Origin of the sequence: Aerococcus sp. UBA6277 (assembly GCF_002440555.1) — a bacterium.
Classification (GTDB): domain Bacteria; phylum Bacillota; class Bacilli; order Lactobacillales; family Aerococcaceae; genus Aerococcus.
Genome location: NZ_DJUR01000030.1, coordinates 1 through 23,797, shown reverse-complemented (window position 1 = coordinate 23,797; position 23,797 = coordinate 1). Strand labels below are relative to the sequence as shown.

At 41.8% G+C, this 23,797-nt stretch carries 17 protein-coding genes, 2 tRNA genes and 1 pseudogene; 19 read left to right on the top strand and 1 reads right to left on the bottom strand.

What is annotated here, in order from left to right; all coding sequences use genetic code 11:
• From B2V22_RS05165 to B2V22_RS05105, 13 genes and pseudogenes are all read left to right on the top strand, one after another.
• Window positions 1-262, top strand: a pseudogene (locus tag B2V22_RS05165) (hypothetical protein); the annotation flags it as partial.
• 131 nt (window positions 263-393) lie between these two features.
• Window positions 394-1,230 (top strand): endonuclease/exonuclease/phosphatase family protein, encoded by an 837-nt coding sequence (locus tag B2V22_RS05160; protein ID WP_069285594.1) that lies wholly within the window; start codon window positions 394-396, stop codon window positions 1,228-1,230.
• A gap of 310 nt (window positions 1,231-1,540) precedes the next feature.
• Entirely contained in the window at window positions 1,541-3,769 is a 2,229-nt protein-coding gene (locus tag B2V22_RS05155; RefSeq protein WP_290490892.1) for a PTS transporter subunit IIBC, read from the top strand.
• A 181-nt stretch (window positions 3,770-3,950) separates the two neighbouring features.
• The gene (locus tag B2V22_RS05150) at window positions 3,951-5,780 is read left to right on the top strand and encodes a glycoside hydrolase family 13 protein (RefSeq protein ID WP_290490891.1); all 1,830 of its coding nucleotides are present in this window, start codon (window positions 3,951-3,953) and stop codon (window positions 5,778-5,780) included.
• Between the two features lie 153 nt (window positions 5,781-5,933).
• Window positions 5,934-7,208 carry an extracellular solute-binding protein gene (locus B2V22_RS05145; RefSeq protein ID WP_290490890.1) on the top strand — a complete coding sequence of 425 codons (1,275 nt, stop codon included), beginning with the start codon at window positions 5,934-5,936 and terminating at the stop codon, window positions 7,206-7,208.
• A gap of 168 nt (window positions 7,209-7,376) precedes the next feature.
• A complete protein-coding gene (locus B2V22_RS05140; protein WP_290490889.1) occupies window positions 7,377-8,714 on the top strand; it encodes a carbohydrate ABC transporter permease in 1,338 nt (445 codons plus the stop codon).
• A gap of 3 nt (window positions 8,715-8,717) precedes the next feature.
• Entirely contained in the window at window positions 8,718-9,575 is an 858-nt protein-coding gene (locus B2V22_RS05135; RefSeq protein WP_290490888.1) for a sugar ABC transporter permease, read from the top strand.
• Between the two features lie 63 nt (window positions 9,576-9,638).
• Window positions 9,639-10,487, top strand: coding sequence for a DUF1189 family protein (locus tag B2V22_RS05130; protein WP_290490887.1), 849 nt, complete (start codon window positions 9,639-9,641; stop codon window positions 10,485-10,487).
• A 129-nt stretch (window positions 10,488-10,616) separates the two neighbouring features.
• Window positions 10,617-11,720, top strand: coding sequence for an ABC transporter ATP-binding protein (locus B2V22_RS05125; protein WP_290490886.1), 1,104 nt, complete (start codon window positions 10,617-10,619; stop codon window positions 11,718-11,720).
• Window positions 11,721-11,831: 111 nt separating this feature from the next.
• Window positions 11,832-12,926, top strand: coding sequence for a Gfo/Idh/MocA family protein (locus B2V22_RS05120; protein ID WP_290490885.1), 1,095 nt, complete (start codon window positions 11,832-11,834; stop codon window positions 12,924-12,926).
• 10 nt (window positions 12,927-12,936) lie between these two features.
• Window positions 12,937-13,653: a ThuA domain-containing protein gene (locus tag B2V22_RS05115; protein ID WP_290490884.1), complete on the top strand. Its 717-nt coding sequence runs from the start codon at window positions 12,937-12,939 to the stop codon at window positions 13,651-13,653.
• A gap of 63 nt (window positions 13,654-13,716) precedes the next feature.
• On the top strand, window positions 13,717-14,685 hold the full coding sequence (locus tag B2V22_RS05110; protein ID WP_290490883.1) for a sugar phosphate isomerase/epimerase family protein: 969 nt from the start codon (window positions 13,717-13,719) through the stop codon (window positions 14,683-14,685).
• Window positions 14,686-15,726, top strand: coding sequence for a Gfo/Idh/MocA family protein (locus tag B2V22_RS05105; protein ID WP_290490882.1), 1,041 nt, complete (start codon window positions 14,686-14,688; stop codon window positions 15,724-15,726).
• Between the two features lie 650 nt (window positions 15,727-16,376).
• On the opposite strand, the gene B2V22_RS05100 is transcribed toward B2V22_RS05105, so the two are convergent.
• On the bottom strand, window positions 16,377-17,372 hold the full coding sequence (locus tag B2V22_RS05100; protein WP_290490881.1) for a LacI family DNA-binding transcriptional regulator: 996 nt from the start codon (window positions 17,370-17,372) through the stop codon (window positions 16,377-16,379).
• A 174-nt stretch (window positions 17,373-17,546) separates the two neighbouring features.
• Between B2V22_RS05100 and malQ the strand changes: the two genes are divergently transcribed.
• The 6 genes from malQ to B2V22_RS05070 all read left to right on the top strand — a co-directional run bounded on the left by malQ (window position 17,547) and on the right by B2V22_RS05070 (window position 23,790).
• On the top strand, window positions 17,547-19,121 hold the full coding sequence (gene malQ, locus B2V22_RS05095; RefSeq protein ID WP_290490880.1) for a 4-alpha-glucanotransferase: 1,575 nt from the start codon (window positions 17,547-17,549) through the stop codon (window positions 19,119-19,121).
• A gap of 63 nt (window positions 19,122-19,184) precedes the next feature.
• Window positions 19,185-21,452 carry a glycogen/starch/alpha-glucan phosphorylase gene (locus tag B2V22_RS05090; protein WP_290490879.1) on the top strand — a complete coding sequence of 756 codons (2,268 nt, stop codon included), beginning with the start codon at window positions 19,185-19,187 and terminating at the stop codon, window positions 21,450-21,452.
• Between the two features lie 171 nt (window positions 21,453-21,623).
• Complete coding sequence (locus B2V22_RS05085; RefSeq protein WP_290490878.1) at window positions 21,624-21,938, top strand: PTS cellobiose transporter subunit IIB; 315 nt, start codon at window positions 21,624-21,626, stop codon at window positions 21,936-21,938.
• A 104-nt stretch (window positions 21,939-22,042) separates the two neighbouring features.
• The gene (locus B2V22_RS05080) at window positions 22,043-22,957 is read left to right on the top strand and encodes an ROK family protein (RefSeq protein WP_290490877.1); all 915 of its coding nucleotides are present in this window, start codon (window positions 22,043-22,045) and stop codon (window positions 22,955-22,957) included.
• A 637-nt stretch (window positions 22,958-23,594) separates the two neighbouring features.
• Window positions 23,595-23,666: transfer RNA gene (locus B2V22_RS05075), tRNA-Gly, on the top strand.
• A 39-nt stretch (window positions 23,667-23,705) separates the two neighbouring features.
• Window positions 23,706-23,790 (top strand) — tRNA-Leu (locus tag B2V22_RS05070).
• Window positions 23,791-23,797 lie beyond the last annotated feature (7 nt).

The window sequence follows — 23,797 nt, the reverse complement described above, 5'->3', positions numbered from 1 at the left end:
TTTTAATGGCGTTGTAGTTCATATCAGTTTATTACTTATCTTGATTGGTTTCTTATTGATTGGCAACACCGGAATGGCCATCTTGATTTTTATTTTAATTGCCTTTAGTGTTGTGATTTTAAAAGTGAGACTAGGAGATGCCTTCCAAGTCCTTTTCAAATCACCGAAGCATAATACTAGCCACTTTGCTGGTGAAATGGCCATGCTATTGATTGCAGCCTTTATTCGTTTTGCTATCTGGCGGATTAGTACGGGTAGCTAATGTCTGAGTGTTAATAGAGGATTTGACTTCACTTCACATTATGTTTTTGTGAATTAAATGGTTTGAGTTATAATCGAATTAGATAGACAAGTTACTGATATCAAAATGAATAAAAAGGAGCGTTAATTTAGTTGAAACTGTTAACATTAAATACTCATTCTTATGGTGAAGATGATCAAGATCAAAAATTAGCTTTTATTGCGCAATCGATTGCTGAGTGGGATATCGATGTAGTGGGCTTACAAGAAGTTAATCAGAAAATTATTGGACATCGAGTAGACGTTAAAAATATTGAGAACTTTGTCCCTATGGATGGGCAAGTGAATGTTAAAGAAGATAATTTTGCTATGCGTTTAGTAGCATTATTAGCGGAATTAGGCAAAACCTACTATTGGGCGTGGGCTATGACTCATATTGCGCATGACACAATGCAAGAGGGTGTAGCGATTTTATCAAAATACCCAATTGATAGCGTCACTAGCTATAACGTATCAAAAAGTCATGATTGGTATGACTATAAAACACGGCGTATTCTTACGGCTAAGATCACTAAACCAAATGGCGAAAGCTTTATGGCGGTTTCTGGCCACTTCTCATGGTGGCACGGGAAAAATAATGAAGAATTTCATTATGAATGGCAAGAAACTGAAAAATACCTGGCTAGAACTAAGTTGCCAATTTATTTTATGGGTGACTTTAATAATCCTGCCGGGACAGATGGTTATGACTACATGGTGTCAACAGCTATTCCAATTACAGACTCGTATATGATTGCAGAAGAAACTATCGGTGGACCGACAGTATTGAAAGAAATCGGTGGCTGGACCGGGCTTAAAGAACAAATTCGTATTGACTATATCTTCGTACCTAAAGGTGTCGCAGTACAAAAATCCGAAGTTGTGTTTGATGGCGAACGCCAGCAAGCCGTATCAGACCACTCAGGTGTACTAGTAGAAACTATTGACTAGAAGCTAAATATAAAGATAAATATTGAAACTACGTATGTAAATATGGCAACATTAGAATGATTACTAGCTAGATTTTCTGATTTATCTACAATATTTAAGGCTAACAAATGTTAGAAGTAGCAAGAAGAAGGGCAATATTTTTAATTAAATAAAACATTTAAAAGGACCGTGAGAGTGGGAAATTCTCGCGGTCTTTTTGCTATAGTAAAAAAAAAGATGCAAACGGTTGCACAAAAGTATTTTACAGTGTATAATTTGTTTTGAGTTATGAAACCGTTATCAAAAGGGTGTAAATGAAGGAGCGAAAAAAATGAAGAGACTGTTTACGTTTGAATTTTGGCAACAATTTGGGAAGGCTTTGATGGTTGTTATTGCAGTTATGCCAGCTGCAGGTTTAATGATTTCAATTGGTAAGACCATTCCCTTGTTTGCTGAAAATATTAGTTTTTTAGTCACTACGGGCGGCGTGTTAGAGTCAATTGGTTGGGCCATTATTGGTAACCTGCATTTATTATTTGCGATTGCAATTGGTGGTTCATGGGCTAAGGACCGTGCTGGTGGGGCCTTTGCGGCAGCTGTTGCTTTTGTCTTAATTAACCGGATTACAGGTGCCTTGTTTGGCGTTACAGCTGAAATGTTAGCTGATCCTGCTGCTGTGACAAGCACGGTATTTGGTCAAACGATTCCTGTAAATGGCTACTTTACTAGTGTTCTAGAAGCGCCAGCTTTAAACATGGGGGTATTTGTAGGGATTATTTCAGGTTTTATTGGGGCGAGTGCTTACAATAAATACTACAACTATCGTAAATTACCAGAAGTGTTGTCCTTCTTTAATGGTAAACGCTTTGTACCATTTGTCGTGATTGCATGGGCATTAGTGACTGCTTTAGGTTTAGCAGTTGTTTGGCCAGTGATTCAATCAGGTATTAACGCATTTGGTCAATGGATTGCAACTTCTCAAGATACTGCGCCAATCTTAGCGCCATTTATTTTTGGTACTTTAGAACGTCTATTGTTACCGTTTGGTTTACATCACATGTTAACCATTCCGATTAACTACACCGAACTTGGTGGTACATATGAAATTTTAACGGGTGCGCAAGCGGGTGCACAAGTAGTTGGACAGGACCCATTATGGTTAGCTTGGGCAACTGACTTAGCAAACTTCAACAATGCTGGTGACACGCAAAATTATCAATATGTACTAGAAAATTGGGTGCCTGCTCGTTTCAAAGTTGGGCAAATGATTGGTTCCTCAGGTATCTTGATGGGGTTAACCTACGCAATGTACCGCAATGTTGACCAAGATAAGAAAGATAAATATAAACCAATGTTCATTTCAGCTGCGGCTGCCGTTTTCCTAACTGGGGTAACTGAACCATTGGAATACATGTTTATGTTCGTCGCTATGCCTTTATATGTGGTGTATGCAGTGATTCAGGGAGCGGCATTTGCTATGGCGGATGTGTTAAACCTACGCGTGCATTCGTTCGGGACTATTGAATTCTTGACCCGTATCCCATTATCAGCGCAAGCTGGTATTATGGGTGACGTGATTAACTTTATCTTGGTGACACTGGTATTTGGTGTATTAACATACTTTATTGCAAACTTCATGATTAAGAAATTTAAATACGCAACACCTGGTCGTTTAGGTAACTACGAAGAGGGATTGGGGGCTGAACAAGCTGATAAAGCAGCTGACGGCCAAACTTCAGCCATTGCCTCAAATGCGAGCGAGCAACAAATTGCAGATGTTATCTACTTATTAGGTGGCCGTGAAAATATCGACTTTGTAGATGCTTGCATGACACGACTACGCGTGACAGTTAAGGACACTGAAAAAGTAGCTAGTGATGAGTATTGGAAAGCAGCTGGTGCTATGGGATTAATGGTTCGTGGTACTGGTGTACAAGCAATTTACGGACCAAAATCTGACATTCTAAAATCTGACATCAACGACTTGTTGGACGCTGGTACTGCTATTCCGGCACCTTCAGACAAGGTGACAGGCAAAGCGGGAGCTAGCGAACCAGTGGCCACGTCTCAGAAAGCAGCTGCATCTGGTCAAGCATCACCTGTTTTAGCACCGGTTGCTGGTCAATTGTTAGATATCTCTCGTGTAAATGACCCTGTATTCTCGGAAAAAATGATGGGTGACGGTTACGCTGTCGAGCCGGATGCAGACGCTAAAACTGCTAAAGTTTATGCGCCAGTAGCTGGTAAAATCGTGTCGATTTTCCCAAGTCATCATGCAATCGGGATTCAAACGAGCGATGGCCTTGAAGTATTGATCCACATGGGGATTGATACCAACAATTTTGACCCGGAAATCTTTGGTTTAACGGTAGCCGTGGACCAAGAAGTGACTGCTGGTCAGGTGATTGGCGAAATTAACTTACAAGCGATCGAAGAGGCTAACAAGGAAAAAACAGTGATTGTGGTTGTGACGAATAGTGAATCTATTGACCGGATTGAATTAGCTAGCGTTGACCAACACATCGATGGCGGTCAAGAAGCAGGTAAAATTCACTTTTAATATAGTCATAATGAAAAATGTCGGCTTGATGTTTACCGTTGAAGATAGTAAATCTTAGGGTCAGCTAAGTCGATAAGGAGGATAGTTAATGGTTATGGGCCATTAGCTATTTTTCTATCTTTATATGTAAGCGTTTACTTGTTGTAAGTGTCAAAATAAAACATAGAAATGAGGAGAACCAATGGATTCAGCAGCTTTATACCACCGACCGGAGAGTGAATTTGCCTATTTATATGATGAAGATACCGTCCATATTCGTCTGAGGACCAAGAAAGATGACGTAGCCCAGGTGGACTTGCTGGCGGGGGATACCTACCTACATTATTCGGAGGCTTGGTACCGGACCAGTCAGGAAATGACGAAAGTCGCCTCTAGTGACCTCCATGACTATTGGCAGTATGAGTGGCAATTAGCGCCCAACCGTCTAGCTTATGCCTTTCGTGTCCAGGACATTGCCGGGAATGAGGTCTTTTATTGTGATCGCGGAGTTTACCCAGGAGATGATCCCCATATTTTAGGCCAAGTCAATGCTTATTTCCGCCTGCCATATTTTCATGAAAGTGACCGGGTTAAGACGCCAACTTGGGTGAAAGACACGGTCTGGTATCAGATTTTCCCTGAACGTTTTGCGAACGGAGACCCCACAAATGACCCAGAAAATACTTTACCTTGGGGTTCCAGGGCCCATCCCCGTCATGATGATTTCTATGGCGGAGACTTGCAAGGGATTATCGACCATCTGGATTATTTGGCTGATTTGGGGATCACTGGCATCTATCTCACCCCGATTTTCAAGGGGGACACTAACCATAAATACGATACCAGCGACTATATGACCATCGATCCAGCCTTCGGTGACGCTGAATTATTTGGCAAAATGGTCAGCCAAGCCCATGATCGGGGCATTCGGGTAATGCTGGACGCTGTCTTTAACCATATCGGCTATGCATCCAGTCAATGGCAAGACGTCTTGGTCAATCAGGACCAGTCTATCTACAAAAACTGGTTCCATATCCAAGACTTTCCCGTTCAAGCCTTTGGGGCGATTGACTATAGTGGCGGCGAGCGGTTTGACCGCCAGCAATTGACCTATCAGACCTTTGCCTTTGAACCCCACATGCCCAAATTAAATACGGCAAACCCTGAGGTAAAAGCCTACTTGTTAGACGTTGCCCGTCACTATATTCAAAATTTTGATATCGACGGCTGGCGGTTGGATGTTGCCAATGAAGTGGACCATCAATTCTGGAAAGACTTCCACCGGGCTTGCGTCAATTTGAAAGAAGATTTCTATATCGTCGGTGAAATCTGGCATTCAGCTCAGCGTTTCCTTGAAGGGGACGAATTCCATGCCATCATGAATTATCCGATGACAGACCAAATCAAGGACTTCTTTTTTGGACCGACAGAAAAAGACCAAATAGAGGACGGGGCAACAAATCAAGACATGACCAACCGGCAGTTTATGGACCGGATGACCAGTCAACAAATGCTTTACCGAACGCAAACCAACCAAGCCCAGTTTAACCTACTAGATTCACACGATACCGACAGGATCCTGACCCGGGCAAAATACGACAAGGATAAAGTTCAGTCAGCTCTTGCCTTTACCTTCCTTCAAACCGGTACGCCTTGCATCTATTACGGCACGGAAATCGGTCTGGACGGTGGCGACGACCCAGACAACCGCAAATGCATGGTCTGGGAAAAGGACAAGCAAGACCAAGCTATGTGGCAATTTACCAAGGATCTGATTCAAATGCGACGGAACTATAGTGATCTCATCAACTTGGGGACCCTAGACTGGTCACAAGACTTGCCTAGTGAGCGAATTTTAGCCTTTACAAAGACTTACCGAGGGCAAACCCTGCGTGCCTATTTTAACCAGGGTAATCAAGACTTGCAGATTGGTCTAGAGAAAAATACAAAAATTGTCCTCACGAACCTTGCAGATATTGAAGGCGGTTACATTAAGGTGAGACCGGGAACCTACATGGTTAGTGTAAATTAAACTAGTCGACAGTAAAGAATACTTTGCAATATATTAAAAGTAAAAAAATATTTTTAAAACCTACACGAAAACGGTTGCAAAGATTGAAAGCGTGTGCAATAATTTGTGCAAGCGATTACATTATGGGTATTTATATTTTAGGAGGAAAAGTAAATGAGTAAATTGCAGTGGAAGAAAACAGCCTTTGGTTTGGTAACAGCGTCAGCTGCTTTAGTGCTTGCAGCATGTGGGAATGGTGGCGAAGAATCCGCTAGTTCAGATGGCGGATCAGATAGCGCAAGCGGTAGCACCTTACAGGTATCAGTTGGTGCTGACTACGTGGATTACGTAAATGAAATTGCCCCAGCTTTTGAAGAAGAGACAGGGATTGACGTTGAAGTTGTTGAGCGTGAAATGTTCGAAACCTTAGATTCACTTTCATTAGATGGTCCAGCAGGGATTGCGCCAGACGTGACAATCGCCCCTTACGACCGGATTGGAAATCTAGGTATTCAAGGACATTTATTACCAGTAACACTGCCAGATGATGGTCGTTACGATGAAACAGATGAGCGTCAAGTAACAGCTAATGACGAAATTTACGGTATGCCTTATGTAGTTGAAGCCTTAGTCCTTTACTACAACAAAGAATTAATCGATACTGCCCCAACAACATTTGAAGAATTAGAAGCCTTGTCAGAAGATTCAGCTTATGACTACTCTTCTGAATCAGGCAAAAACACCGGCTTCTTAGCAAACTGGGTAGACTTCTACTCTGCTTACGGTTTAATTGCTGGTTACGGTGGCTACATCTTCGGGCAAGATGGTACTGATACATCTGACATCGGTTTAAATACTGAAGGTGCTGTTGAAGGGATTGAATACGCACAAACATGGTACGAAAAATGGCCAGAAGGTATGTTAGATACAACTTCAGCTGGTAGCTTCGTAGATGAAACCTTCATCTCTGGTGACGCAGCTGTAGTAATCGGCGGACCATGGTCTGCAGCGTCTTACCAAGAAGGTGGCGTTGACTACGGCGTTGCTTCAATCCCAACATTGCCAAATGGCGAAGCTTACCAAACATTCGGTGGTGGTAAGGGCTGGGTTGTTTCAGGCTATACTGAAAATGAAGAAGCCGCACAACAATGGTTAGAATATGTAACGACTGAAGAAAATATGAATAGCCTACATGAATTTAACTCAGAAGTACCAGCTAACCAACAAGCTCGTCAGGCAATTGTGGATGCAGGTGAAAATGAATTAGCTATCGCTGTTATCGAGCAATATAACGATGCTGTACCAATGCCAAATATTCCAGAAATGGCTGAAGTTTGGACAGGTGCTGAAACAATGATGTTTGATGCAGTATCAGGCAACAAATCTGCACAACAATCAGCAGACGACGCTGTTCAAGTGATTGTAGATAACATTGCACAAAAATACTAAATGACACACCTTTAAAAAAATTGAGGATGGTTTAGCTAATGGTTTAGTAATCATCGCTGAGCCATCCTTATTATTATTAGAAGTGGCATAAATTTTTAAGTAATGAACCATTGAACAAAAAGAATCTATGATACTTGTCATGGTTTTCTAGTGAAGGAGTTGGTTGCAGTGGTTAAAACTGCAAAAGAAAGAAAAAAAGTGAACTTCACTTCTGAGCAAAAGAGTCGTATCAATCAAGCGACTTTAGCCTCAATCATCCCCGGTGGTGGACAATTCGTAAACAAGCAAGTCCTAAAAGGTGTCATCTTTTTAGTGATTTTTGCCTTATACATTCTCCACTTATTCAGCTTTGGGTTTGATGCCTTCAACGGCTTGATTACCCTAGGTGTAACACCTCGTGAAGATCATTCCCTCTTCTTATTAATTGAAGGGGTACTTGAATTATTAATAACTGTCATCTTTGTTATTTTCTACGCCGTACAAATGTGGGATGCGCGCAATGTGGCTAAACTAAACGCCATCAACCCAGATAAGGTCAACCGATCAGCCAAGGATATCTTAAATAACCTTTACGAATCAGGTTTCCCATATCTATTAACCATCCCAGCTTATATTTTAATGCTATTTGCTATTGTTTTCCCGGTAGTGGTAACGATTCTAATCGTATTTACCAACTACGACTTCCAACACATTCCACCCGCTAAATTAATCGAGTGGACTGGGTTTGAAACCTTTAATTCAATCTTTACCCTAACAACTTATCGAGAAACATTCGGTGCTGTATTCTCGTGGACAGTCATTTGGACCCTATTTGCCACAACCTTGCAAGTAGGTCTAGGGATTTTCCTAGCGATTCTGATGAATCAACCGTTCATCAAATTCCGTCGCTTCTTCGGGGTAATCCTACTATTACCATGGGCGGTACCAGCCTTTATCTCGATCCTAACCTTTTCAAACATGTTCAACCCATCTGCCGGAGCCATCAACTCCCAGGTCATTCCGTTTATCAATAACCTGATTCCATTCTTGGAAATTCCAGCATTAGCCTGGAAAACGGACCCATTCTGGACCAAGGTAGCTTTAATTTCTATCCAGGGTTGGCTTGGTTTCCCATATATTTACGTATTGACCACGTCAATTTTGCAATCTATTCCAGGTGAGTGGTACGAAGCCGCTTCAATCGATGGGGCTTCACCAATCCAAAAATTCCGATTCATTACCTTCCCGCATATCTTGTCAGTTGCGGCACCGGTACTAATCACGCAATATACAGGAAACTTCAACAACTTCACAATGATTTACCTATTTAATGAAGGTGGACCTGGTTCTGTAGGGAACAATGCCGGGACTACAGATATTTTGATTTCATGGGTCTACAAGTTGACAACAGGGCAATCGCCACAATATAACGTATCATCCGCGATTACCATCATCATCTCAACTATAGTCATTGTGATTTCATTGATCATCTTTAAACACACCAATGCTTTTGAAATGGAGGATTAAGCCATGGCTGAGAAAAAATTAGCTAACACGCAAAAACGCGGCCGCTTTTGGACCCAATTCTTTACCTATGCCTTCTTAGTCTTTATGGCAATCATCATCATATATCCCTTACTGATCACTATTACATCAGCCTTCAGGGGTGGAAACTTAATTGCCTTTAACTTGAACTTCTCAGGTCAGTTTACCCTAAGTAACTTTGAACGCTTGTTTACAGAAACCCAATATGGTCAGTGGTACATTAATACTTTAATCGTTGCGGTGATTACCATGGCCTTACAGGTAACGATTATTACCTTAGCCGGATATGCCTACTCAAGATACCGGTTCGCAGGGCGTAAACAATCCCTAAAATTCTTCATCATCGTTCAAATGGTCCCAACAACAGCAGCCTTAACCGCCTTTTATGTTATGGCCTTACTAGTTGGCGGATTAGACAAATTATGGTTCTTGATTTTCGCCTATGTCGGCGGGTCAATCCCAATGAACTCATGGTTGATGAAAGGGTATTTTGATACCGTGCCAATTGACTTAGATGAATCCGCAAAATTAGACGGTGCAGGCCACTTACGGACCTTTGGACAAATCGTCTTACCGTTAGTGCGTCCAATGATTTCAGTGCAAGCCTTATGGGCATTTATGACACCATTCGGTGAGTACATGCTAGCCCGTTTCATCTTGCGTTCACCAGAAAATTACACCGTAGCCATTGGGTTACAACAATTTATTACCAACCCTCGTGAACAACGGGTAACCCTATTCGCGGCAGGGGCGATCTTAATCGCCTTACCAATTTCAATCATGTTCTTCTACTTACAAAAGAACTTTGTATCTGGTTTAACTGCTGGTGGTACGAAAGGGTAATACATGATTTTTCACAAGTAACTTCCGGATTAAGCAAGCAATTAGCAGATAGAAAGATAGGCGATGAACGTGTTAAAAGCAATATTTCCCATCAATTACTTTATGAGTATTTGGACACCAAGCAAAATTTGGTTTAATCGTCATGACCTCAAATGGTGGCAAATGTTGCTGGTCATCCTCTTCTTAAACGGTTTGATGACAGTTCCAGTAACCCTAAACTATGCCAATATGACCGAGTTTCCCGTAACCGACTACTATCCCAATGCCATGGCTCTTGTAGACGACCAAGTGGTGGCCGAGATCCAACAAGTCACCTTTGAAAATGGCGAAATGCTGATCGACCAACCAGTGGTTTCAGAAAGGGCTGAAGGAACCGTCGCCTTTGGATTAGCAGACGATCAGCTAGAGGCACTGGCAGCTAGCGGGAAGACGGCACTCATTTTTCAAGAGAATCAATTCGTCTTAATGGAAGATGGGGCGCCGACGGCAACGGTCCTTTATACCAAAAACTTCGACTTGACAGGACTCGACCAAGCAGGGATTCAGGAAATTTTGAGCCAACAATGGTTAGACCAAAATCGCGTCTTAGTGGTCTTGATCTTCTCGAGTGTGATCAGCTTGATATTCCTAGCCATGAACTTATTCTTGGTTGGGATTGCAGCCCTCATGTTCTATATGACCAAGGGGAGCCCGGTTACGTCTATTGAAACTTATAAAGAGTCCATCAATTTAATCCTAAATGCCTTATCACTGCCGACCTTCTTGGCTATGGCTTACGGTTTATACAACTTTGATGTATCTTTAATCGCTAGCTTGCAGACAATCGGTCTAGTGACCATGCTGCTCTTAGTCATGTGGAAGACAAGATTTCGCGACCAAACCTTGGACGAATTTCAACTGTTGGAAGCTTAATCCAGCCAGTATGATTTTGAAGCCTGTTTGAACCTAGACCAGATGCTTTAAATGGATCATGTACCACCTTTAACAAGTTTAAGAAAATGACAATTGAACTGTGCATTTTTGAAGATAGGAGAATGCCTTGTGGCTGAAATAAAATTAAATCATATTTATAAAAAATACGACAATGCGGAGAAGTTTTCGGTAACGGACTTCAATTTAGATATTAAAGACAACGAATTTATCGTTTTCGTAGGCCCTTCTGGATGCGGGAAATCGACAACCTTACGAATGGTAGCCGGTTTAGAAGATATTACTAAGGGGGACTTGGTCATTGGCGGACAAGTCGTTAACGATGTGGCACCTAAAACACGTGACATTGCAATGGTATTCCAAAACTATGCCTTATACCCACATATGACTGTGCGTGAAAACATGGCATTCGGTTTGAAATTGCGTAAGGTAGACAAAAAAGAAATTGATACGCGCGTGGATGAAGCGGCAGAATTACTGCAAATCACGGACCTATTAGAACGTAAACCAGCTGCCTTATCTGGTGGGCAACGTCAACGTGTTGCCCTAGGTCGTGCGGTTGTTCGTCAGCCAAAAGCCTTTTTAATGGATGAACCTTTATCCAACTTGGATGCCAAATTACGGGTTCACATGCGGTCTGAGATCGCTAAATTACATAAACGTTTAAACACGACAATCATCTATGTAACCCATGACCAAACAGAAGCCATGACTTTGGCTGACCGGATTGTCATCATGAATGCTGGTGAAATCCAACAGGTAGGGACACCGCTTGAAGTCTATAATAATCCAGAAAATGCCTTTGTAGCAGCCTTTATGGGTTCTCCTGCAATGAACCTGGTAGATGTGAAGTATGAAGCTGGTCATATTCATTTAGAAGGTGGCACCAAGCTTGAAGTGACCCCACCATCTCGGCGCATTTTAGACGAGAAAGGTTATGACGGCAAAACAGTGACTTTTGGTATTCGTCCAGAAGATATGCAGTCTGAGCAATTGGCTTTAGACGCTACACCAGAAACGGTTGTCGAACCAACCATTACGGTATCCGAATTAACAGGGGCAACATCTATCCTATACTTAGATGTTAATGGACAAGAGTTCATTGCTGTGGTAGATTCCCGTGACTACCACGAAGTTGGTTCAACCATCAAGATTGCCTTTAACATGAATAAGGCCCACTTCTTCGATGTTGAAACAGGCAAAGTGATTAAATAGCACGACCGAGGTACATGCGAATCTTAACACGAACCGTATGTGCCTTTTCTTATCGAAAATAAAGAAACCGGTTGCATAATATTGAGATAACATTTTATAAGGAGGATTCACATGACAGAATCAGTAACAAAATTAAAGGTAGGTATTATCGGATGCGGAGGCATTGGGATGCAGAAGCATTTACCGGCCTTAGCCCAAGTTGAAGGGGTAGAATTGGTGGCTTTTTGTGATTTGGTCGAAGACCGGGCCCTGGCTGGAAAAGCCAAATTTGGTACCAGTGAATCCAATGTATATACCGATTACCTGAATATGTTGGCTGAAGAAAGTTTAGATGTGGTCCATGTCTGTACCCCAAATGCGACGCATGCTGAATTATCCATTGCAGCGCTTGATGCAGGCAACCACGTCATGTGCGAAAAACCTATGGCCAAAACAGCTGAAGAAGGTCGCGCGATGATCGAAGCGGCTGAACGAAACGGTAAAAAATTAACTATCGGCTACCAAAACCGTTTTAGAAAGGACAGCCAATACCTAAAAGCCATCTGCCAAGAGGGTCAATTAGGAGAAATTTACAATGCTAAAGCGCATGCTATTCGTCGTCGTGCTGTCCCAACTTGGGGTGTGTTCCTTGATGAGGAAGCGCAAGGAGGAGGCCCTTTAATTGATATCGGTACTCATGCACTTGATCTAACTTTATGGATGATGGACAATTATCAGCCCAAATACGTAGTTGGAAATACATATAGAAAATTAGCTGATACAGAAAATGCTGCTAATGCTTTTGGTTCTTGGGATCCCAAAGAGTTTAATGTTGAAGATTCAGCCTTTGGTTATATCGTCATGGAAAATGGTGCGAGTATTTATCTAGAATCATCGTGGGCCTTGAATACCGTTAAGTCGGGTGAAGCGAAAACGACCTTGCACGGGACTAAGGGCGGCGCGGATATGAATGATGGGTTAACGATTAATGGTGAAGACCATGGCCTATTATTCGACAAGCAAGTCATTGTTGACCCAGGTGCAGTTGACTTCTTTGAAGGGGATGCTGATGACCCCGAAGTGTTGGAAGCAAAGCAGTGGATCCAAGCCATTATTCATGATACAGAGCCGGCTGTAAAACCGCGAGAAGCTTTAATAGTGACTGAAATTCTAGAAGCCATTTATCAATCAGCAAAAACTGGACAACCCGTATTTCTAAATCAATAGGAGGATTCTGATGATTCGAGTAACAGTATGGAATGAGTTTCGTCATGAATTGACGGATGAGGACGTGAAAGCAGTCTATCCAGAGGGGATTCATGAAGCCTTAGCCAGTTTCTTAACGGCAGACTTTCAAGTCAATATGGCGACTTTGGACCAGCCAGAACACGGCTTGACCGAAGAAGTCTTAAATCAAACGGATGTCCTCCTTTGGTGGGGGCATATGGCGCACGGTGAAGTGTCAGACGAGATTGTTGACCGGGTTCACCAACGCGTTTTGGATGGCATGGGACTGATTGTCTTACATTCAGGGCATTTTTCAAAAATTTTCCAGAAATTAATGGGGACGACTTGTGATTTGAAATGGCGTGAGGACGGGCTTTCTGCTAAGGTTTGGAATGTGAATCCGTCTCACCCAATTACCCAGGGTGTGGGTGAGTGGATTGATTTAGACCAAGAAGAAATGTATGGAGAGCACTTTGATGTGCCGGCACCGGATGAACTAATCTTTATTACGGGCTATCCAAACGGGGAAGTATTCCGTGGAGGCATGACCTATCGCCGAGGTAACGGGAAGATTTTCTACTTCCATCCTGGGCATGAAACCTTCCCAACTTATTATCATCCAACTATCCAGCAGGTCATTAAAAATGCCGTCCACTGGGCAGCACCTCTGACTGAAAGGCCAACATATGGGCATTTTCCCATTGATGATAATGGGCAAAAAGACTAGCCACTGAAAGTTTACACACGACAATACAAGACAATACAAGACGACAAACAATAGGAGGCTATTATGAAATTAGGTGTATTTACCCCTTTATTCAACGATTTATCCTTTGAAGACATGTTAGATCAAGTAGCGGCAAGAGGGCTGGAGGCGGTGGAAATCGGTACCGGTGCTAGCCCAGGCGACGCTCACTTGAAAATCGATACTCTTTTGGCATCTAGTGATGCAAGAAAAGAATACCTACAAAAAGTAGCGGACCGTGGCCTTTCAATTTCAGCCCTATCGGCGCATGGTAACCCCATTTCACCAGATAAAAAACAAGCACAAGACCATGACGAATTGCTTAGAAAAACCATCAAACTGGCATCTTTAATGAACGTACCAGTGGTAAATGGCTTCTCAGGTGTTGGGGGCGGAAACGCGACAGATACCCATGTTAACTGGCCGGTCATTCCTTGGCCGACTGAATACGCAGACGCCTACCACTATCAATGGGACCAAGTCTTAATCCCTTACTGGAAGGGCATCAACCAAGAAGCAGGGGCAGCGGGCGTTAAAATTGGGATTGAAATGCATGGGGGCTTTTTAGCCCATACCCCAGCAACCATGTTACATTTGCGGTCTGAAGCAGGGGATAATATCGGTTGTAACTTCGACCCATCGCACATGTGGTGGCAAGGGATTGACCCAGTCGCAGCCATTAAAATATTGGGTAAAGCGGGTGCTATCAACCACTTCCATGCCAAAGATACCTACTTAGACCAAGACAATATCAACATGTACGGCCTAACTGATATGCAACCTTATCAAGATGTTGCCAGTCGTGCATGGACCTTTAGAAGTGTTGGTGAAGGCCATCCGATGTCCGAATGGTCACAAATGTTGGCCCAATTGCGGATTTACGGCTACGATTACGTGCTTTCAATTGAACACGAAGATCCAATTATGTCGGTAGATGAAGGACTAGATCGGGCCATTACCAATCTAAAATCTGTCATGATGCGAGACCAACCCCAAGAAATGTGGTGGGCATAGATGACAAAACAAGTAAATAATAAATTAAACATCGTAACTGTTGGCTACGGTGGTATGGGGACCTACCATGTCCACGGCCTGATTTCAGCCGAAGCCGACTACCTACAAGTCGTGGGGATTTACGACATCGATCAGAGCCGAAAAGACGTGGCGGAAGAAACGGGCACTTACGTCTATCCAGCCTTTGATGCCATTTTAGATGACCCAGAAGTCGATGCAGTTTTAATCGCTACACCTAACGATAGCCATAAAGAACTAGCTATTCGCTCAATGCGGGCAGGGAAACATGTAATTTGTGAAAAACCAGTCGCCATGAATACGCAAGAATTCGACGAAATGATAGCCGTAGCTGAAGAAACAGGACGCGTACTCATGGTCCACCAAAACCGTCGCTGGGACCCAGATTTCTTACAAGTCAAAGATATATTCACAAAACGTCAAGCCGTTGGAGACGTCTTCCAAATCGAGTCACGCGTTCATGGTGCTAACGGCATTCCAGGCGACTGGCGCCATCTAAAAGCCCACGGCGGCGGTATGGTCTTAGACTGGGGAATCCATTTATTTGATCAACTATTGTGGCTAGTAGATTCACCAATCAAGTCCGTTCACTCAGACTTATCTTATATCCTCGGCGACGAAGTAGACGACGGATTTATGGCTTATATCACCTTTGAAAACGGCATCCGCGCCCATGTTGAAGTTGGGACATCTAACTTCATTAGCCTGCCTCGTTGGTACATCAAAGGTAACCAAGGAACAGCCATCATTGAAGACTGGGAAATGAACGGGCACATTGTGAAAGCAACCGGTAATGATGTGGAAAATAAACCATCACCGATTAGAGCAGGCGTCGGTTTGACCAAAACAATGGCACCACCAGTTGATGGCGTCACAGAAACCTTGCCATTACCAGAAAGCAAGCCAGCAGACGTTTCCTTCTACCGCAACTTCTATGACGTTGTCACAGTAGGCGCAGAACCCATCGTTAAAAACGAAGAAGTTCGCCAAGTCATGCAATTGATTGATAGTATTTTAGCTTAAAAATGCTATTTAGTTTAAAAGTGCATTAGTCAAATCTAAAAGAGTTAATAAATCTGCGACTTCTTGCTGTCTCTATATTGCCTTGAAATTAGGATGTGATCCAGGGCGTTTAGAAAGGAGACATGGGATAAATAGTACAGTGACATACAAAGTGTGGTGCAAAATATATTGAAGTGGACACCTGTCTGTCCTGAATAACTCGACTAGCAGCGGGACCGCCCTCAGGTAAAAATCTGAGGGATTTTTCTGACTACAAAGGCATGCTAGGAAAGCGCCAGTCTCGGGCATTAGGAGTAGAAGCTAAAACTCGAATTATAAAATACGATTATTGATATTGGTTAAGCTAAAAGCATATTTGTGGGAGTAATGCCTTGATTGGACGATAGAGTAAGATGTTTTTAGGATCACCATTTGGAAAAGTGCAATTATTGTCGGCTTAAATAAGGTGAATTCGAATGAAGTCATGATTCATTTTCATGACTTTTTTGTGTTGCAGCTTTATTAAAGATATCCATAATTAGGAAACTTAGCATGTAGCGTTAAGTTCCACATTTTAAAGATATTTTAGCTTATATTCATCACTAAAATACTATCAATAATAAATGCTCAAATAAAAAAACTACCTAGAGGTAGCCTTTTTCAAATCTTGATTAATTTGTATGCAAGTCAGCATCGACATATTCATGGATGAATCGTGTGCTGGCTTTGTCTGGATCTAAAGCTTCAAACAAAATATCCACGGCCCTTGACCCGATAATATGAGAATTCAAGTTGATATAAGAAGTCTTATTGGTCGACTGGACGCTGCCTTGTCTGTAGGCTGAAAAAGTGATTGTGTGGACGTCCTTAATATTCTGGGTATCCAAGTAATTCCGAATCCCTTCAGCAACCAATTCATCGGAAATAACCAGTCCGTCAATTTGACTAAAATCAATTTTATTTTGAGCTAATTCATAACCATCACTTGGTAAGAAGTTGATATCGTTATAAATCAAGCTAGGGTCATAAATAGCCCCTGCGCTCTCCAAGGCCCGTTTGTAGCCATTGTGACGGTCAGCGATAAAGAATTGGTTCATATCCCCACCGACATAGGCAATCCGGTCACAACCTTGTTGGATAAGAGCCTTAGTAGCCTGATGACCAATCAATTCATTGTCATTATCCACATAATGAACTTTAGTATTGTCTGGCGATCCGATAACGACGGCTGGACAGTTGACTTTCTGGGCGAACCGCAAAAGGGGGTCATTTTTTGAAGCATATAGAAAAATCAACCCCTCAACTTGCTTACCGTTCACGATTTTTTCAATGTGCTTTTGCCGTTGATCATCATCTAAACCGACTGAAAGCAGGATAGAATAATCGCGTTTAGCCATCTCAAAATTGATTCCGCGTAAGACGGTCGGGAAGAAGGGGTTTTGGTAAAAGGCGTCAGTAGCCAAGGGTAGGACAAGGCCGAATGTTTTAGAATGGGCACTTGCAAGCCCTTGCGCATAAATGTTTGGAAAATAATTCATTTCCTTCATCACAGTCCGCACTTTATTTTTAGTTTTTTCACTAATCGAAGGGTTGTCAGCAATCACCCGTGAAACGGTGGAAGGCGCTACACCCGCTCTTTTAGCGACATCTCGAATTGTAATTGCCATAAAGTGTTATCCTCTCTGCTTGTTGCATTTATTATACCGAATTTTGTTACCGCTTTCAACTTTATACAAAAAACTTTACGAAATCGGTTGCATTGTGGAAGCGCTTTATGTAAAATGTAAGTGAGTTAAGCGAATAAGCTATTTAAACATTAACAGCAAACAGGAGGTTCAAGCATGGAAAGAGCAAGTGGTGTCGTTTTACACATATCTTCCCTACCCAATCAATTTGGTATAGGCTCATTTGGCGCGTCAGCTTATGAATTTGTCGACTTTCTAGTCAAAACCAAGCAACAATACTGGCAAATTCTACCACTGACTACAACGTCATACGGGGACTCGCCTTACCAATCATTTTCAGCCTTTGCCGGCAACACCCATTTTATTGATTTTGACCTATTAATGAAAAAGGGCTACCTAAACCAAGCTGACTATCAAGAGGTCAACTTTGGTGATGATCCTAAGAAAGTGGCTTACAATACCATTTTCCAAAAGAGAAGACCTATTCTAGAAAAAGCCGTGGCTAATTTTGTGCAAGCAAAAGCTTACAATGACAAAGAATTCTTACAATTCTATGAAGAAAATCAATTTTGGTTAGTGCCATTCGCCCAATACATGACAGTTAAGGAAGAACAGGGGCAAAACCCTTGGTATGAATGGCCAACGAGCTTGCGGAACTATGATGAAGCGGTGGTCACACAATTCTGCGAGGCCCATATTGAGCGGTATGACTACCACCTGGTAACCCAATTTTGGTTTAACCAACAATATAAAGCTTTAAAAGAATATGCCAATGACAACCACATCGAAATCATTGGAGACATTCCAATTTATGTGGCCCGCGATTCAGTTGAAATGTGGACACAACCGGAATTATTCCTTACTGACGAGAAGAACAATCCGTCACTGGTTGCTGGTGTGCCACCTGATTTCTATTCGGCTGACGGTCAATATTGGGGCAACCCTATTTACGACTGGGACTACATGGAAGAAACGGATTATGCATGGTGGATCTTGCGGATGAAGGAAAGTTTCAAACTATATGACGTGGTAAGGATTGACCACTTCCGTGGCTTTGAAAGCTACTGGGCAGTGCCATTTGGTTCGCCAACAGCTGCCTCAGGTTCATGGCAGAAGGGGCCGGGCAATAAGATTTTCGACCAATTCAAGAAAGAATTAGGTGACATTAAAGTCATCGCCGAAGATTTAGGCTTTATGACCCAAGCTGTCAACGACATGCGAGACCAGACTGGTTATCCAGGTATGAAAGTCTTGCAGAATGGCTTCTATGGCCAAGACTCAGAAGACTTACCACATCACTATCCAGTTAATTCCGTGGCTTATGCGTCAACCCATGATTCCATGCAAGCCTATGACTGGTATATGAACCAGGCAAGCCAAGCAGACCGAGACCAAGCGGACCAATACTTGAACCGTGGTGTAGGGGAACACCCATCAGACGCTTTTGTTCGAGGAATCGCCGCATCGCCATCACGATTAGCTATCTATATGATGAATGACTTGTTACGGTTGGGACCTGAAGGCCGGATTAACATCCCGTCTACAATTGGCGGCAACTGGGACTGGCGAGTCCGTCAAGAAGACTTTACGGTCGACCTTGAAGAACGTTTGCGTTCAGTCACTGAAACATACTTTAGAGTAAATCAAGCTTTCGTTAGTCAAGATGATCAAAATAATGGTACAAATAGTATAGCAGCGGAGGCGGCCTTTTTACCTGAAGATAATGATTAGTTGAATGTAATAATTGGAAAATTTTGAACTTACTGATACACAGTTAAAGATAAGGAGACAATCATGTTAAATTTAAACGAACGTGCAAAAGCGCAATTTAATCAAGAGCTAAGCGAGTTGTCACACGCGGAAATCTACAAAATTTTATTAGACCTTGTTCAAGAAAAAACAGCTGCAATGCCACAAAATCAAGGTAAACGTAAACTTTATTATATTTCTGCTGAATTTTTAATTGGTAAATTACTATCAAACAACCTATTAAACTTAGGTTTATACGATGAAGTAGCCGCTGAATTAGCGGAAAACGGGACTTCTCTTGCTGAAGTTGAAGAAGCTGAAGCAGAGCCGTCACTAGGAAATGGTGGTTTGGGCCGTCTAGCAGCTTGCTTCCTAGACTCAATTGCCACTTTAGGGTTGAACGGTGATGGGGTAGGATTAAATTACCACTTCGGGTTATTCCGCCAATACTTTGAGAATAATAAACAATCTTACCAACCCGATGAATGGTTAGACCACCCAACGTGGCTAAAAAAATCTGACATTTCTTACAAGGTGCCGTTTGGTCAATTCACTTTACAATCAACGCTATATGAAATTGATGTGCCTGGTTACAACCAACCAAACGTCAATAAATTACGCTTATTTGACTTAGATACAGTAAATCCAGAAATTATCGAAGAAGGTTCTATTAATTTTGACAAGACTCAGATTGAAGAGAACTTGACCTTATTCCTATATCCAGATGACTCTGACCGTAACGGGAACTTATTACGTATCTATCAACAATATTTCATGGTCTCAAATGGCGCTCAATTAGCCATTCAAGAAGCGATCGAGCGCGGGTCTAACATTCATGACTTAGCAGAATATGTTGTTGTACAAATTAACGATACGCATCCGACATTTATTATTCCAGAATTCGTTCGATTATTAACAACGGAACATGGCATTGATTTTGAAGAAGCAGTAGAAATCACACGCAATGTGGTTGCTTTCACTAACCATACGATTCTTTCAGAAGCCTTGGAAAAATGGCCATTATCTGATATTCATGAAGTTGTACCAGATATTGCTGAAATCATTGTACAGCTAGATGAAATCATTAAAGATCAATTCCCAGATAACGAAGCAGTTCACATCATTGATGAATGGGGTACTGTGCATATGGCGTCGATTGCGATTCACTTTGGATTCTCAATCAACGGAGTTGCCGCTTTACATACAGAAATATTGAAAAATAACGAGTTAAACCATTTTTACGAAATTTATCCTGAAAAATTCTCAAATAAAACCAACGGAATTACCTTCCGTCGTTGGTTGATGGCATGTAACCCGTCATTAACAAACTTTATTGATGAGCATATTGGGACAAAATGGCATGAAGATGCTGACTTAACAGACTTATTAGCATTCGAAAATGATGATAAGGTATTAGATGAATTACGTCACATTAAGAGAGAAAATAAAAATGCCTTGGCAGACCATTTACAACGTACTCGTGGTATTAACATTGACCGTCATTCAATCGTAGATGTTCAAATTAAACGTATTCATGAATATAAACGTCAGCAAATGTTGGCCTTATACATCATCTACAAATACCATGAAATTAAAGCAGGGAACATTCCAGGTACGCCAATTACCATTATTTTCGGTGGTAAAGCAGCGCCAGCCTACACAATTGCTAAAGATATTATCCATTTAATCTTGTCATTATCAGAATTAATTGAAAATGACTTAGATGTGGCACCACACTTGAAAGTGGTATTCGTAGACAACTACAACGTGTCTGAAGCGGAATACTTAATTCCAGCAGCCAATATCTCTGAGCAAATTTCATTAGCTTCTAAGGAAGCCTCTGGTACTGGTAACATGAAGTTCATGTTAAATGGCGCATTAACTATCATGACTTGGGATGGTGCCAACGTTGAAATCGCTGAAAAAGTAGGTGAAGAAAACGTTTATCCATTTGGTAAATCAAGTGAGGAAATCGTTAACCTATACGCGACAGATGGTTATGACCCACAAGACTACTACAAACAAGAACGTATTCAACCATTAGTAGACTTCATTATCTCTGATGAATTGATGGCTTACGGTATTCCTGAACGTCTGCACCGTCTATATAAAGACATGACCAACAAGGACTACTTTATGGCTTTGATCGACTTAGAGGAATTCATTGATGTGAAAGAAAAAGCTTACTACGATTACGAAGACCGTCGTGACTGGACCCATCGTTCATTGATCAATATCGCGAATGCAGGGTACTTCTCAGCTGACCGTACGATTGCAGAATACAATAAAGATATTTGGCATTTAGACCAGTAATCGTTCGTTAAATATTGAACACATTTGCATAATCAAGAAGGGCCGAGTGGGGAAAAAGATCCTGCTCGGTTTTTCTTGTATCTTTTACAAAGTAAGGGGATAATATAATGAGAAGGGTTTCACTTCAGGGAAAAACCTATTTTGCCACAGGTAGGACAGGAGAATATATAAGTGAAAAAAGTATTAATTGTATGCGCAGGTGGGATGTCATCGTCACTAGTTGCTAAGGAGGTAACCACACTATTTCAAACACATGGGACAGACATTGCGGTCACTGCAACCTCCATCTATGCCGGACAAAAGGCGATTGAAGAAGATCAATTTGACTTGTATTTAGTCAGCTCACAGACCCGGATGTATTTCGATAATTTAGTCAAATTTGCCCACCGGATGGCCAAACCCATTGTAAAAATCCCACCCCAAACCTACGTACCACTACCCAAGCAAACGCAGATGTTGGCAGATCTGATAGCAGAAAATATTTAAAGGCGTGTGATAAGAATTAGAATGTATTTTCTGTTTTTTGATGCATGTTAGCGTAAAATGGTTGCAATATATCGTAAGCACTTATATTTTTTTGGAGGCGGATAATGACAGCACAAGCACTATATTTAGGCATTGATATCGGCGGTACGAATATTAAATCAGGTTTGGTAGACAAATCGGGTCGAATTTCCTACCAAGATAAGCGGAAAACACCACAGAACTTACCTGATTTAAAATTAGCCATCATTGATATTGTCAATCAAGCACAGGCACTAGTGGGCGACCAGTTGAAAGGGGTCGGCTTTTCAGCTCCTGGGCGAGTGGTTTCAGAAACAGGCGTTGTCCATGTTGGCGGTGCAATTCCTTTTATCGATGGCTTAAATTTTAAACACTTTATTAAAGAAAACTTCAGTCTACCAGTGGCAGCTATTAACGACGGCAAGGCAGCAGCTCAAGCTGAATTGTGGCAGGGACACTTAACAGATGTTGAAAATGGCTTAGTTTTACTATTGGGGACTGGTGTTGGTGGCGGGATTGTCTTAAATGGACAACTCCATCAAGGAAGCCACTTCCAAGCGGGTGAATTGTCCTATATGTATGCGTCTTCTAACGATATGACCACAGAGAACGCAATGGGTAGCCGCGGCTCTGCCGTTGTCTTTGTTAACAAATCAAGAGAATTGTTAGGATTAGCGCCTGGTGACGGTGAGGAAGTTTTCCAAGCCTTAGAAAAAGGGGCTAGCCCTGAAGTTACAGCTTTATTTGACCAATATTGCCAAGATATCGTTTATATCATCCATACCCTACAAATTTCTTTAGATCTTGACCGCGTTATTTTTGGTGGTGGAATCTCTGCTCAACCACTATTATTAGAAGGAATCCAAAATAAGTATAATGAAATCAGGGACCATGTAGAATGGTTCAAAAATTCATTTCAACCGATTGAGATCGGTTTGTGTAAATATGGCAGTGAAGCAAATCTTATTGGTGCTGTCTACCAAATTTTGATTGAAGCGTAAACAATGATTACAAAAAAACCACCTACCGTTGGGAGTCGGTAGGTGGTTTACTTTATAATCTTTCGTTTGGGAGGAGAAAGATTTATGAAGAAAAGTTTTTATATTGGGTATGCTTATATAATAGCGCGGACCTTTGAATTTCTCGTGAAGATTTGAGATAAAATCTTGAAGAAAATATGAATTCTTACAAAAATGCCGATTTAAAGGGGGTTTAATGAGGTGTAGAAGATAATAATAACACCAATAGGACAAAATTTAAGAAAAATTGACTATCCAAGGTAGTGGTTTCAGGGGATTTCCCTATCACTAAATCAAATCTTTTTCGAAGAAGACCATATCCCGTACACACCGTCTCAATTGCGAGGAAGTGCGACAGGGGTTAGGGGCTAGATGACCTGCACACTAGAGTAGATTTAATAGCATGTAAATACGAAATGATCGTGGCATAATTTATTTCCAAGGCGATAACTTGAAAAAGGCAAAGTGCAATCATCTAGTCGTTCACCTTTTCTTGGGTATTTTCGGATAGTAAAAAAAAATTTTCATGTTTTTTAAACTTTTTTCAGAAATATTATTGACATCTTTGCTATCAGATGATATTCTTATCTAGTCGTCAGTTGATGACACAAAAAAACACGCGGAAATAGCTCAGTGGTAGAGCACCACCTTGCCAAGGTGGGGGTCGCGGGTTCGAACCCCGTTTTCCGCTTTGTCTAAAAGACAAAACATTTAAATATTTTTATAATATGCCGGGGTGGCGGAATAGGCAGACGCACAGGACTTAAAATCCTGCGAGGGTTAACCTCGTACCGGTTCGACCCCGGTCCTCGGCATTTTATA

Coding starts and splice junctions, on each gene's coding strand:
- B2V22_RS05155 (WP_290490892.1), top strand. CDS start 1,541: ATGAAGAGACTGTTTACGTTTGAATTTTGGCAACAATTTGGGAAGGCT.
- B2V22_RS05150 (WP_290490891.1), top strand. CDS start 3,951: ATGGATTCAGCAGCTTTATACCACCGACCGGAGAGTGAATTTGCCTAT.
- B2V22_RS05145 (WP_290490890.1), top strand. CDS start 5,934: ATGAGTAAATTGCAGTGGAAGAAAACAGCCTTTGGTTTGGTAACAGCG.
- B2V22_RS05135 (WP_290490888.1), top strand. CDS start 8,718: ATGGCTGAGAAAAAATTAGCTAACACGCAAAAACGCGGCCGCTTTTGG.
- B2V22_RS05130 (WP_290490887.1), top strand. CDS start 9,639: ATGAACGTGTTAAAAGCAATATTTCCCATCAATTACTTTATGAGTATT.
- B2V22_RS05120 (WP_290490885.1), top strand. CDS start 11,832: ATGACAGAATCAGTAACAAAATTAAAGGTAGGTATTATCGGATGCGGA.
- B2V22_RS05115 (WP_290490884.1), top strand. CDS start 12,937: ATGATTCGAGTAACAGTATGGAATGAGTTTCGTCATGAATTGACGGAT.
- B2V22_RS05110 (WP_290490883.1), top strand. CDS start 13,717: ATGAAATTAGGTGTATTTACCCCTTTATTCAACGATTTATCCTTTGAA.
- B2V22_RS05105 (WP_290490882.1), top strand. CDS start 14,686: ATGACAAAACAAGTAAATAATAAATTAAACATCGTAACTGTTGGCTAC.
- B2V22_RS05100 (WP_290490881.1), bottom strand. CDS start 17,372: ATGGCAATTACAATTCGAGATGTCGCTAAAAGAGCGGGTGTAGCGCCT.
- malQ (WP_290490880.1), top strand. CDS start 17,547: ATGGAAAGAGCAAGTGGTGTCGTTTTACACATATCTTCCCTACCCAAT.
- B2V22_RS05090 (WP_290490879.1), top strand. CDS start 19,185: ATGTTAAATTTAAACGAACGTGCAAAAGCGCAATTTAATCAAGAGCTA.
- B2V22_RS05080 (WP_290490877.1), top strand. CDS start 22,043: ATGACAGCACAAGCACTATATTTAGGCATTGATATCGGCGGTACGAAT.